Genomic DNA, 12811 nt, shown 5'->3' with positions numbered 1-12811 from the left:
CGTCCGGTTTCTACGCGGTGGGCGTAGGTAGACGATGGCCCGCCGGGACCTCATGGTCCCGGCGGGCCGTTCGTGTTTCTGTGGGGGTATGACCGCCCACACCGTCGAGTACATCCGGTATCGCATCCCCGAGCAGCAGTCGGCCGAGTTCCTGGCCGCCTACACCCGTGCCGCAGCCCATCTCGCCGCGGCCCCGCAGTGCGTCGACTACGAACTGGCGCGCTGCGAGGAGGACTTCGAGCACTTCATCCTGCGGATCACCTGGACCTCGAGCGAGGACCACCTCGAGGGCTTCCGCAAGTCGGAGCTGTTCTCCGACTTCCTCGCCGAGATCCGGCCGTACGTGGGCGACATCGAGGAGATGCGCCACTACAAGCCGACCACCGTACGCGGCACGGGTGCGGCCGTGCCGACGCTGTACGCCTGGGCGGGCGGCGCCGAAGCCTTCTCCCGGCTCACCGAGGTCTTCTACGACAAGGTTCTACGGGACGACGTCCTGGCCCCCGTCTTCGCCGGCCTCGATCCCGAACACGCCTCGCATGTCGCGCTCTGGCTCGGTGAGGTCTTCGGCGGCCCGGCGGCCTACTCCGAGACGCAGGGCGGCCACGGTCACATGGTCGCCAAGCACCTCGGCAAAGGCATCACCGAGGTACAGCGCCGCCGCTGGGTCAATCTCCTCCAGGACGCGGCGGACGAGGCGGGCCTGCCGACCGACGCCGAGTTCCGCTCGGCGTTCGTCGCGTACGCGGAGTGGGGGACGCGGCTCGCGGTGTACTTCTCGGGCCCGGACGCGAAGCCTCCGGCGGAGCAGCCGGTGCCGAAGTGGACGTGGGGAGCGGCTCCGCCGTACCGGCCGTAGGACTTCTGCGGATTCTTCGTGCGGGTGCTAGGCCCTGTCTCCCCGATCTTCGCGGATCAGCGCGCGGCGTCTGGTGCTGGGGGCACCTCCCACGCCCTTCAGGCAGTGGGGGAGCATCGGCGTGCGGCCGCATCGCCCTCGTACTGGACGTACTTGGGTGATGCGGCCGTGCGGCGAGGTGCCGTGCCAGGCGTCGTGCGCCCGCGAAGATCGGGGAGACAGGGCCTAAGCCTGGGGAGCGGTCCGGCCCACGTGCGTGGCGTCCCTGCCCCAGCTCGCCAGCAGGCGCAGGGCCTCCGCCGACGGCGATCCCGGCTCCGCGTGGTAGGTGATCAGCGACTGCTCGGCGTCGTCGATCAGGCGGAACCCCTCGAAGGACAGCGTCAGATCACCGACCAGTGGGTGGCGCAGGCGCTTGACGCCGTGGCTCTTCTCCTTGACGTCGTGCATGGCCCACAGCCGCCTGAACTCCTCGCTCTTGAGGGAGAGTTCGCCGACCAGGGCGGACAGCCGCGGGTCATCGGGGTGACAGCCGGCGTCCATGCGCAGAAAGCTGACCATGTCGGACTGCTTCTGGTCCCACTCCACGAACAGCTCGCGGTACGCGGGGTTCAGGAACACCAGCCGCGCCCAGTTCCGCTCCTGCGCGGGCAGCTCGGCCCAGTCGCCGAAGAGCGCGGCGGCCATCCGGTTCCAGGCCAGGATGTCCGAGCGGCGCCCCACGATGTACGCCGGAACACCGTCGATCGAGTCCAGCAGCTGACGCAGCGCGACCCGTATGTGCTGGGTCGGCGCGGCCGGCTTCTTCTTGTGCTGCTTCGGCTTCGCCAGGTGGGTCAGATGCGCGTGCTCGGCATCGGTCAGGCGCAGGGCGCGGGCGATGGAGTCCAGCACCTCCGCCGAGACGTTGCGGCCGTTGCCCTGCTCCAGGCGCGTGTAGTACGCCACGGACACCCCGGCGAGCTGCGCCAGCTCCTCGCGGCGCAGCCCCGGCACCCGGCGGTGCCGCCCATAGTCGGGCAGCCCGACGTCCTCCGGCTTCAGCCGGGCACGCCGGGTGCGCAGGAACTCGCTGAGCTCGGCGCGGCGGTCCAGGCCCGTGCCGGGCTCGTGGTCGGGATGGGGCTGTGCGTCCATGCGTCCAGTATTCACGGTCGGCGTCCGGTCGTACGCTCACGAGCCTGTCCCCGCCAGTAGTAGGACCAGCGAACGTACGCAAAGCCGTGACCTGGGTAAATGTTGGGCGCTCCGGCAGGCTGGACTCCGTGCCCGGACGGAAAGAAGGCAGCCGGGCACGAAACCCCCGCTAGGAGAACCCCCGGCATGACCACTGTTGCTGCGTACGCCGCACCCGCCGCCAAGGCTCCGCTGGAGCGCACCACCATCGAGCGCCGCGCGGTCCGCGAGTTCGATGTGCTGATCGACATCAAGTTCGCCGGCATCTGTCACTCCGACATCCACCAGGTGCAGGAGGGCTGGGGCGAGGCGGTCTTCCCGATGGTCCCGGGCCACGAGATCGCGGGCATCGTCTCCGAGGTCGGCCCCGGCGTGACCAAGTACCAGGTCGGTGACCGCGTGGGCGTCGGCTGCATGGTCGACTCCTGCCGCGAGTGCGACAACTGCAAGGCCGGCCAGGAGCAGTACTGCACCGGCGGCGGCATGATCGGCACGTACAACGCCCTCGACAAGGACGGCGAGCCCACCTACGGCGGCTACGCCGAGAAGATCGTCGTCGACGAGAACTACGTCGTCCGCATCCCCGACGGCCTGTCCCTCGACGTGGCCGCGCCGCTGCTCTGCGCCGGCATCACCACGTACTCGCCCCTCAAGCACTGGAACGCCGGCCCCGGCAAGAAGGTCGCCGTCGTCGGCATGGGCGGACTCGGCCACATGGCCGTCAAGATCGCGCACGCCCTCGGCGCCGAGGTCACGGTCCTCTCGCAGTCCCTGCGCAAGCAGGAGGACGGCCTGAAGCTGGGCGCCGACCACTACTACGCCACCAGCGACCCGAAGACCTTCCAGGAGCTGGCCGGTACCTTCGACCTCATCGTCTCGACGGTCTCGGCCCCGCTCGACTTCGGCGCGTTCCTGTCCCTGCTGCGCACGGACGGCGTCCTGGCGAACGTCGGCGCCCCCGAGGAGCCGGTCTCCGTCAACCTCTTCTCGCTGCTCATGGGCCGCAAGACCCTTGCCGGCTCCGCCATCGGCGGCATCCAGGAGACCCAGGAAATGCTGGACTTCTGCGCGGAGCACGGCATAGGCGCGGAGATCGAGCTGATCGGCGCGTCCGAGATCAACGACGCGTACGAGCGGGTGCAGAGCAGCGATGTGCGCTACCGCTTCGTGATCGACACCGCGACGATCTGAGCCGGTCGTAGGACGGCCCCGGCCTCGTTGCTGCTGGTCGGGCCCGCGCAGCGGAGCCGTACATGTCACAGCACCGCGCCCCTTAAAGGGCGCGGTGCTGCCGTTTAGTGTGGAAATGTCGCTGAATGGCGAGCCGAGGAGGTCCGCACGATGACTGTCGAGCTGAACCACACCATCGTCGCCGCCCACGACAAGAAGGCCTCGGCCCAGTTCCTCGCCGACATCCTGGGTCTGGAGGTGAGCCCGCCGTTCGGCCCGTTCATCCCGGTCCATATCCCCAACGGCGTCACCCTCGACTACGCGGACGCCGACGACCCCATCACGCCGCAGCACTACGCGTTCCTGGTCTCGGAGGACGACTTCGACGCGATCTTCGCCCGCATCCGGGCCGCTGGTCTGACGTACTGGGCGGACCCGTTCCACCGCTGGGCCAACGAGATCAACAGGAACGACGGCGGCCGCGGCACCTACTTCGACGACCCGAACGGCCACAACTTGGAGATTCTGACGCGGCCTTACGGGAGCGGAGACCTGTCGTAACTCAACGCTCCGACGGGGGCGACCCTCAATTCATCGGATGAAGTCCCATCCTGCTCCCTCTGCTGACGCACTGTTGACGCATCATTGGTCACTTCCTACGCTCCCGCATAGCCGATTCATCGGATCAATCAATTGATCGGAGATCGATGATGGGAGTCAGCAGACGGGGATTTCTCGGCCGTATGGCCGCCGGCGCCGCGACGGGAGCGGCGACAGCAGTGGCGACGGGAGCGGGTGTCGCCGGAGCGGCCGCCGGCCGGCCCGGAGCGGCGGCCGCTCCCGCGGTCCTCACGGGCATGCGCACCGACCGTGAGTGGCAGGAGTTCCTCTCCGGACAGGACCCGGTGTGGAAGCGGGTGCCGCGCGCCTGGTACGAGGGGCCGTTCCTCGGCAACGGCCTGCTCGGCTCGATCGTCTACCAGGAGCCCGGGGCGAAAGCCCTGCGCTTCACCGTGCACCACAGCGAAGTCCAGGACCACCGGCCGCAGTTCGGCCACAACTGGGGTGTGGCCCGCCTTCCCGTCGGCAATCTCCGCCTGCGTCCCGTCGGGACCATCACCGGCGCCGACCTGCGCCTGGACCTGTGGAACGCCGAGGTCAGCGGCACGGTCACCACGGACAAGGGCAGCATCGAACTGCGCGCCCTGGTCCACAACGACCGTACGCTGCTGCTGATCACCGCGCGTGCGAGTGCGGGCGAGCGCGATTTCCGCTGGGAGTTCGTCCCCTCGCCGGCCGTCAGCCCGCGCATCGTGCGGGAAAACCCTCCGGCCGGAATGGAGCCCAACCCCGATCCGGTGACCACGCGGGAGCAGGACGGCACGGGAGTCGTCGTCCAGTCGCTGGTCGCGGGCGGCCAGACCGCCACCGCCTACCGGGAACGCACACTCGGTGACGTACGCGCGTACGTCCTGGCGGTCGCTCACTCCCACCCCGGCACCGATGCCGAAGGCCGGGCGAGATCGGCCGTCCGCAAGGCGTCCGCGCTGCCCGTCTCCAGCCTGGTGCGTACCCACCGCGAGTGGTGGCACCGCTTCTACCGCAAGAGCTTCATCTCCGTCCCCGACGGGATGCTGCAGAGCTTCTACTGGATCCAGCTCTACAAGCTCGCCTCCGCCGCTCGCGAGCACGCGCCTGTCATGGCGACCACCGGTCCCTGGCTGGAGCCCACCCCCTGGCCCGCCGTGTGGTGGAACCTCAACGTCCAGTTGGAGTACTGGGCGGTGCACGGCTCCAACCACCTGGAACTGGACGCCGTCCCACGCACCCTCGCCGAGCACACCGACACCTTGATCGGCGCCCTGCGTCCTGAGTACCAGGCCGACTCGGCGGGCGTGCGCCGCGCCACCGACGCCAACTGCGACACCAGCGGCACTGTCACCATCCCCGGCGTCAGCACCACTCCGGAGGTCGGCAACCTGCCCTGGGCGCTGCACAACGTCTGGCTGACCTACCGTCACACGATGGACCGGGGCGTCCTCGAGGACGTCCTGTACCCGCTGCTGCGCCGAGCCGTCAACTACTACCTGCACTTCCTGTACGAGGGTGAGGACGGGCGCCTGCACCTGCCGACGACCCACTCGCCCGAGTACGGCAACGCCCCCGACTGCAACTACGACCTGGCCCTGCTGCGCTGGAGCTGTGCGACCCTGCTGCAGACCATCGACCTGCTGGGCGTACGGGACGATCTGGCGACCAAGTGGCGCGACGTGCTGGAGCGGCTCACCGACTATCCGGTGGACGAGAACGGCTTCATGATCGGAGCCGGTGTGCCGTTCGCGAAGTCGCACCGGCACTACTCCCACATGCTCTCCGTCTACCCCCTCTACCTCGTCAACTGGGAGCAGCCCGAGCAGCGTGACCTGATCGAACGGTCGCTGAAGCACTGGATCGGCTTCGAGGGCGCTCTGCGTGGCTACAGCTTCACGGGGGCCGCCTCGATCTCCGCCCAGATGGGCCGCGGCGACGACGCGCGGACGTATCTGCGGGACCTGATCGCCCGGTTCGTACAGCCCAACACCATGTACTACGAGGCGGGGCCGGTCGTCGAGACACCGCTGTCCGCCGCGCAGAGCCTGCACGACATGCTCTGCCAGAGCTGGGGCGACACGATACGGATCTTTCCCGCCGTCCCGCGGACATGGCAGGACGTCACGCTGCACGACTTCCGCACCCAGGGGGCGTTCCTCGTCAGCGCCGTCCGCCGGGGCGGCACGACGCGCTGGGTGCGGGTCCGCAGCCTCGCCGGGCAGCCGTGCCGGGTGCGCCACTCGATGACCGGACGGCTCACGGTCGCCGGGGTCGGCGGCCCCGCCCCCGCCTGGCGCGACCTGGGCGACGGCGTGATCGAGCTGGACCTGGACCGCGGCGCGGAAGCGGTGATGTACCCGGCGGGCTCGCGCCCCGACCTGCGCGTCGCCCCCGTGACGGTGACCGAGCCGGCCGAACGGTGGGGACTGCCGGAGCTGCCGCAGAACGGCAGCATCACCCAGGTCGATCTGACGGCGTACTACGACAATGACGGCATCACCACCGAGATGTACTACGGCGACGGGGACTTCGACGGCACCGGGCGTACGTACCCCATGGCCCAGCTGCCTCAGACCGGGCAGACGACGGACAACGGGATCGCCTTCTCCTTCACCAACGGCAGCGAGGGAACGAAGAACAACGTGGTGGCCGCCGGGCAGGAGATCGCCGTACCGCAGGGCGCGTACACGAAGCTGCACGTGCTCGGCGCGGGCGACACGGCGAGCGTGACCGTACCGGCGGTGCTCCGCTACGCCGACGGAACCACCGAGACCGCGTCGTTCGGGCTCACCCACTGGCTGGCGTCCGGGCCCGAGTCCGGAGAGACGGCGGCGGTGACCACCAGACAGATCCATACGCGCACCGGGCCGCTGGACCTCAAGGCGGCGGTCTTCCACCAGGCCATCGCACTCGACGCGAACAGGCAACTGGTCGCCGTCACGCTGACCGCTCCTCCCGTGTCAGCCAGGGCGCACGTCTTCGCGCTCTCCCTTAAGCGGTAGGGGGGAAGGGCGAGGGGAGCGCCAAAGGGAGGCGAGAGGAGGCGAACGAGGCGAGGGGAGGCGAACGAGGTGCCTGTGATGTGACGGCCTTCACCCTGATATGGCGGAAAGTGATGAATTCCTTACGCGTTCCTCTCGTAAGGGATTGCACACAGACAACGCCAGATCGTGGAGGCTTCGCGTGCGACCGTTCACTCTCAACTACGCCGTTCCCATTGGGCTTCCTCCCGTGGTGACGCCGTATCACTTCGACGCGTCGCGCCAACTGAACGTGCTACCGGACGGACGCCCGGCCGTCAGCGACCCGGAGCTTCTCCTGGCGCTCGGCACGACGACGTCCACCGCCGGTTCCGCGACGCACTTCGACGACTGACGCCCCATAACCGAATGACCGTGCTCATCCTCACGTCCGAGGGGGACGTGACCGCCGACATGGTGGTGGCCAAGCTGCATGAGATGGGGACCCCCATGATGCGGTTGGACCCCGCCGACCTGCCGGACAAAGCCGTGTTGTCGGCCGACTTCGCCCATGGCGACTTCGACGGCCACCTGTCGAAGAACGGGCAGGTGCTCAGTATGGGAGGCCTGCGCTCCGTATGGGTGCGCAGGCCCGGCGAACCGGCCGCGCACGCGGCACACCCCTCGGCGTGGTTGACCGCCGAGACCCGTCAGGCGCTGTTCGGAATGCTCCATTCCGCCTCTGCGCGCTGGATGAACCATCCGTGCAACGCCGATCAAGCCCGCCTGAAGCCATGGCAGTTGAGGGTGGCCCACCTCAGCGGCTTTGCCGTACCACCGACTGTGTTCACCACCTCCCCGCGCCTGGCGCAGCAGTTCGCCGAGGAGCACCGGGAGGTGGTCGTGAAGTCCGCTTCGGGGCCGCCGCCCGATGACCCCGGGCTCGCCCTGCCCACCACCCTGATCGGACCCGACGCGGACTTCACCGCCGTCGCGTCCGGTCCCGCGCTGCTGCAGCGGTACGTACCCAAGTGTGCCGACATTCGTCTGACCTGTGTCGGCACCCGGCTGTTCGCCGCACGGAAGACGGCCGAGCCGGACCAGGTCGACGGGCGCTACGGCGACACCGAGCACACCTGGGCGGCGGTTCCGGTGCCCGAACGCGTCGGCAAGCCGGTGCACGAGTACGTCGCCCTTGCCGGACTGGCGTACGCCGCCTTCGACTTCGCCGAGGACGAGGACGGCATCTGGTGGTTCCTCGAGTGCAATCAAAGCGGCCAGTTCGGCTTTGTCGAACTGGAGACCGGGCAGCCGATCTCAGAGGCGGTCGCCCTGTGGCTGTCGCAGCGCAAGGCGGATCGCGGTGTTCCCCAGAGCTTCTGGTGAGGTCCCCGCCCCAACGGATCAACCCGGCGGGTAGCGTCCTTGTCTGTCTAACGGAAGCTCATAGGCAGCCGACTCGTGACCTTCGTGGCGGAGAGTGGGCGGAGCGCAGACCGAGGGGAGACGCCAGATGACGACGCCGGCGACGGGCGACTTCGATGCCGGCCACGTGGGGGTCGGCGACAGAGTCGGGCCGTACCGGCTGCTCAGAAACCTCGGCGCCGGCGGCATGGGCCGGGTCTGCCTGGCCCGCTCGGAGGGCGGGCGCACGGTCGCCGTCAAGCTCATCAAGCCGGAGCTGGCCGCAGAACCCCAGTTCCGCGAGCGCTTCCGGCTGGAAGTGGCGGCGGCGCGCAGGGTGAGCGACCGCTGGACGGCGCCGGTCCTCGACGCGGACACCGAGGCCGAAACGCCGTGGGTGGCCACCGGCTACATCGCGGGATCCTCGCTCGAGCACATCGTCTCGCCGCGCGGGCACGGCCCGCTGCCCGCCCACTCCGTACGCACCCTCGCCTACGGACTCGCCTGCGCCCTGCTGGACATCCACGGGGCCGGACTGGTCCACCGGGACCTCAAGCCCTCCAACATCCTGATCACCATCGACGGCCCCCGCGTCATCGACTTCGGCATCGCGCGGGCGCTGGACGCGGTGCCCGGCTCGACCCTGACCAGCTCGGGCATGCTCGTCGGCTCGCCCGCCTTCATGTCGCCCGAGCAGATCAGGGACGAGCCGGTAGGCCCGGCCGCCGACGTCTTCTGCATGGCCGCGGTACTGGCGTACGCGGCGACCGGCCAGACCCCCTTCGGCGGTGGCGGCTCAGGCGGTGTGCACGCCGTGATGTTCCGCATCGCGCAGGAGGAGCCGGACCTGACGGGCATCGAAGAGCCGCTCCGGGGCCTGATCGCCGACTGCCTCCACAAGGAGCCGACGGCCAGGCCGACTCCCGAGGAGGTGGCCGCACGGGTGCAGCCGGTGGCGACCGGCACCTCGTCGCCGCCGTGGCTGCCCGCCCAGATCATCGCCGAACTGGGGCGCAGCGCTGTGGAGTTGCTCGACACGGATACGCCGGCGTCGGGGGCGCCGGCACCGGCATCGGCACCCGGATCGGGATCGGGATCGGGGTCGGGCGAGTCTGCGTCGTCACCCGCCGGTTTCCCCGCGACCTGGGAGGAGACTCCCGTGGCGGAACGGTCGGAGTGGGGGACGCAGGTCGTGCCGAAGCCGGACCTCCGGTCCGCTGAGGCGGCTTCGGCTCCCGATCCGTCGCCGCGGCCTCGTCGCGCGGGCAGGGGCCGACGGGTCGCGATCGCGCTGGGGGCCGCCGCCGTGGTGGTGGCGGGCGCCGTGTTCGGCGCGTCGGCCGCGGGTGTGCCGTTGCCCTTCGGGGACTCCTCGGATGGGGGCTCGGGTGACGGCGGCGGCCCGGAATCCGACGTGCCCAAGGAATTCGTCGGCATCTGGGCGGGCTCGGTCGAGCGGGACGGGAAGCCCACCGGTCAGTACCGCCGGTTCGCCGTCTCGCCGGGGCAGGTGGGCGAGATCGTCGCCACCAGCATCAGCCTCGGCAAGAACTACGAGTGCAAGAGCGACGGCACCCTCACCGCCAAGCCGTCCGGCGGCGGAAACGGCAACGGCAGCGGTACGTCGCTGCGGCTGGACACCAAGGTCGTCAGCAGCGTCCCCGCGGACAGCTGCTCGGCCCTCGGCGAGCACGTCCTCTCCCGAGGTGCGGGTGACTCCCTCCGCTGGGAAGCCGCGGGCCGTACCGCCGAACTGCGCAGGATCGCGGGACCGGAGAAGCTCCCCGAAGGGGTTCTCGGCACCTGGCAGCGGCCCCTGGACGGCGGCGGCACGCAACGGATGACCATCGAGCAGAAGCCGGTGGGCAGCCCGGCCGCCGCACTGGTCTCGGACGGCGCCGGCAACCACTGCGAGGCCGACATGAACCTGGTCTCCACAGGCGAGGCGAACCGCCCTATCCGCTTCGCCCCACCGGAGGCCGACCGCGCCAACTCCTCCGGCCCCTGCGACTTCGGCGGTTCCTCCACACTGCGCCGCGAGGGCGAGACACTCGTACGCGTACTGGCGGGCGGCGAGCGGCTCACGTATACGCGGCGGTGAGAGGCCGCCCTCGGGGGGTCAGCCGTCGCGGCCCTCAACCGACGAGGCAACGTCGTCGAGATCCTTCGCGATGGCTCTGCGCACTGCCCTTGCACCCAGGCCGCCAAGAATCTTGGTGAGCAGGCCCATGACGCCGCCTGGTGCCTCGGCACTGAACGTCATGCTGACGGTCGTCGCCGACGGGCCGTCCGCCCGCAGCAGAAACTCCGAGACGTAACGGGTGCCACGCGATTCGGCCTCCACCACATAGCGCTCGGGTGGTTCGCTGGCGGTCACCCACATCTCTTCGGTGGCGTCCTTGCCGAACATGCGCCGGGTCTCCCGCCACCGCGTGCCGACGTCAAAGGCCCCGTCCGTGAGGATTTCGACCTTCGAGACGCCGCTGAGTACGCGATCCATGCCCTCCAGGTCGGTCAGGGCTTGCCACACACGTCTCTGGCCTGCGGCGATGCGCCGCTCCACGACCACGCTTCTGCCGGTCATGCCATCCATCAAAGCACCGGGCTCCGGCGACTGCATCGGCTTCCTGCCGACTCCTCGACGAGCTCAAACCTGCGGACCGCCGAGCCCAGACCTTGACGGCTGACATCGGGGCGATGCCCGTAGAGCACGACGCCCGCATTGAAGCAGCCCGTCATTCCCGTAGGTGGGCAAGGAGTTCGTCGCCAAGAAGGTACGGGCGTTCCTGGGGCAGCAGTCGGGTCGCGGAGTCCAGGTCACCGCCGCCGACGAGGGCATGGATCTTTCGGGCGAGCGGGGTTACGTCGCGGATGGAGACCGTCCACTCGTCCGCGTAGCGTCGTACGGCCTCACCGGAGAGGCCGAGTTGCAGGGAGCGGTACGGCAGGGGCCGTAGGTGCAGGTCCCGCTCCGGGTCCCATTGCACGCGAGCGGGCGCACGCTTCAACTGACGCTGCCAGGCGGCCTGGTCGGCGTGTACCCCGCGGACGTAGCTTGAAAGACACGCGTGGCGCAGCGCCCACTCGAAGCCGTCCCGGCTGATCTCGACAGCGAGCACGGTCTCCTGCCCCGCTTTCGTGCCCCAGCCGCAGCGGTACATCATCCACAGGAACGACGGCTTGATCCACGTCATCCGGTCCCGCTTCCACGCGGCGGTGAAGCGGCCCTCCCGGACCGCGGGCCGACCGATTTCGGGGGAGTACGCCTGGTAGACGGTGATCGTGGATTCCGCGTAGGCCGCACGGACCTCGCGTTGCGGTTCTTCCATGGCGTACAGCCTGGGGTCGGCCGGTTCAGGCGGCCACTGATTTTCGACTGCCGTTCACTGCGCACCAGCTGACGCGTCGGGTGGCGGTCCGGCGGCATCGAGACCGCCCTGCGTGCGGCGATCCCGCAGCGTCGGCCGGGTGGCCAAACGCAGGCGCCTGCTATGTCTGGACGGCAGGGCCTGTGTCCGGCTCGTCGGTCCGCGGTCCCTGTGACGGGTCGCTGAGTTGCTCGCGCCCGTAGTTCCAGACCACTGCGATCAGTGCGGCGATCGGTACGGCGAGCAGACTGCCCACGATGCCGGCCAGGCTGCCGCCCAACGTCACCGCCAGCAGGATCACGGCCGCATGGAGGCCAAGCCCACGACTCTGGATCATGGGCTGGAACACGTTGCCTTCGAGTTGCTGCACCACGACGATGATGGCCAGCACGATCAGCGCGTCCGTCAGGCCGTTGGAAACCAGAGCGATGAGAACCGCGACGAAACCGGCGAACAGGGCGCCGATGATCGGTACGAACGCGGAGACGAAGGTCAGCACCGCCAGCGGGAGCACCAGCGGTACCCCCAGAATCCACAGGCCCACGCCGATCAGGACGGCGTCGATCAGGCCGACGGCCGCCTGGGAGCGTACGAACGAGCTCAGGGTGTCCCAGCCGCGCGCGGCCACGGCCGGGACGTCGGTGGCGAGCCGACCGGGCAGCTGACGTGCGAGCCACGGCAGGAAACGCGGGCCGTCCTTGAGGAAGAAGAACATCAGGAAGAGTGCCAGGACGGCGGTGACCACGCCGTTGACCACGGTGCTCACACCCGTGACGACAGTACCGACCATGCTGCCGAGGCCGTCCTGAGCCCGGGCGACCGCGGTGTCGAAGGCCTTGTTGATCTCGGCGTCCCCGATGTTCAACGGCGGACCGGCGGCCCACTCGCGCAGCTTCTGGATGCCTTCGACCACGCCGTCGGTCAGCTCGCCGGACTGGGACGCCACAGGTACTGCGATCAACGCCACGACGCCCGCCGCGACCAGGAGGAACAGCACGGTCACGGCCGATGCGGCGAGGGCGGGTTTCCACCCGTGACGACGCAGGAAACGAGTCAGAGGCCAGGTCAGTGTGGTCAGGAGCAGGCCGACCACGAGCGGCCAGACGACCGACCACATCTGGCCCAGAACCCACAGCGTCACCGCGAGCATCACCAATATCAGCAGCAACTCTGCGGACACACGCGCCGATGTGCGGAGCGCGGCGCGGGTCTTCGTGGAACTCAGGGTGGCAGTCACGGGCTCACCCTATTGGCACTCAAGTCACACTGGCACCGCTGGTCCG

Annotated in this window: 11 protein-coding genes; 7 read left to right on the top strand and 4 right to left on the bottom strand. The window is 69.3% G+C overall.

Annotated elements, in window-relative coordinates; translation table 11 throughout:
• Positions 1–88 precede the first annotated feature (88 nt).
• Entirely contained in the window at positions 89–859 is a 771-nt protein-coding gene (locus ACQEVY_RS16660; protein WP_432949190.1) for a group II truncated hemoglobin, read from the top strand.
• A 225-nt stretch (positions 860–1084) separates the two neighbouring features.
• On the opposite strand, the gene ACQEVY_RS16655 is transcribed toward ACQEVY_RS16660, so the two are convergent.
• Positions 1085–1996 carry a helix-turn-helix domain-containing protein gene (locus ACQEVY_RS16655; protein WP_432949188.1) on the bottom strand — a complete coding sequence of 304 codons (912 nt, stop codon included), beginning with the start codon at positions 1994–1996 and terminating at the stop codon, positions 1085–1087.
• Positions 1997–2182: 186 nt separating this feature from the next.
• Here ACQEVY_RS16655 and ACQEVY_RS16650 point away from each other — a divergent pair, with 186 nt between their 5' ends.
• The 6 genes from ACQEVY_RS16650 (at position 2183) to ACQEVY_RS16625 (ending at position 10261) form a co-directional block, all read left to right on the top strand.
• Positions 2183–3226: an NAD(P)-dependent alcohol dehydrogenase gene (locus ACQEVY_RS16650; RefSeq protein WP_432949186.1), complete on the top strand. Its 1044-nt coding sequence runs from the start codon at positions 2183–2185 to the stop codon at positions 3224–3226.
• Between the two features lie 150 nt (positions 3227–3376).
• Positions 3377–3766, top strand: coding sequence for a VOC family protein (locus ACQEVY_RS16645; RefSeq protein ID WP_432949184.1), 390 nt, complete (start codon positions 3377–3379; stop codon positions 3764–3766).
• A gap of 182 nt (positions 3767–3948) precedes the next feature.
• Positions 3949–6798, top strand: a complete 2850-nt coding sequence (locus ACQEVY_RS16640) for a glycosyl hydrolase family 95 catalytic domain-containing protein (RefSeq protein WP_432949182.1) — start codon at positions 3949–3951, stop codon at positions 6796–6798.
• 181 nt (positions 6799–6979) lie between these two features.
• Positions 6980–7171: a putative ATP-grasp-modified RiPP gene (gene tgmA, locus ACQEVY_RS16635; RefSeq protein WP_432949180.1), complete on the top strand. Its 192-nt coding sequence runs from the start codon at positions 6980–6982 to the stop codon at positions 7169–7171.
• Positions 7172–7185: 14 nt separating this feature from the next.
• A complete protein-coding gene (locus ACQEVY_RS16630) occupies positions 7186–8142 on the top strand; it encodes an MvdC/MvdD family ATP grasp protein (RefSeq protein WP_432949178.1) in 957 nt (318 codons plus the stop codon).
• A 127-nt stretch (positions 8143–8269) separates the two neighbouring features.
• Complete coding sequence (locus ACQEVY_RS16625; RefSeq protein WP_432949176.1) at positions 8270–10261, top strand: serine/threonine-protein kinase; 1992 nt, start codon at positions 8270–8272, stop codon at positions 10259–10261.
• Positions 10262–10279: 18 nt separating this feature from the next.
• Here ACQEVY_RS16625 and ACQEVY_RS16620 read toward each other — a convergent pair whose 3' ends face one another.
• The 3 genes from ACQEVY_RS16620 to ACQEVY_RS16610 all read right to left on the bottom strand — a co-directional run bounded on the left by ACQEVY_RS16620 (position 10280) and on the right by ACQEVY_RS16610 (position 12765).
• Complete coding sequence (locus ACQEVY_RS16620) at positions 10280–10744, bottom strand: SRPBCC family protein (protein ID WP_432949174.1); 465 nt, start codon at positions 10742–10744, stop codon at positions 10280–10282.
• A gap of 151 nt (positions 10745–10895) precedes the next feature.
• Complete coding sequence (locus ACQEVY_RS16615; protein WP_432949172.1) at positions 10896–11489, bottom strand: DUF4291 domain-containing protein; 594 nt, start codon at positions 11487–11489, stop codon at positions 10896–10898.
• Positions 11490–11649: 160 nt separating this feature from the next.
• Positions 11650–12765, bottom strand: coding sequence for an AI-2E family transporter (locus tag ACQEVY_RS16610; protein WP_432949170.1), 1116 nt, complete (start codon positions 12763–12765; stop codon positions 11650–11652).
• Between the last annotated feature and the right edge of the window lie 46 nt (positions 12766–12811).

The sequence above is a fragment of the Streptomyces sp. CA-288835 genome, assembly GCF_050936385.1.
In the GTDB taxonomy this organism is placed as follows: Bacteria; Actinomycetota; Actinomycetes; order Streptomycetales; family Streptomycetaceae; genus Streptomyces.
This window is presented reverse-complemented; position numbering and strand designations above follow the sequence as displayed.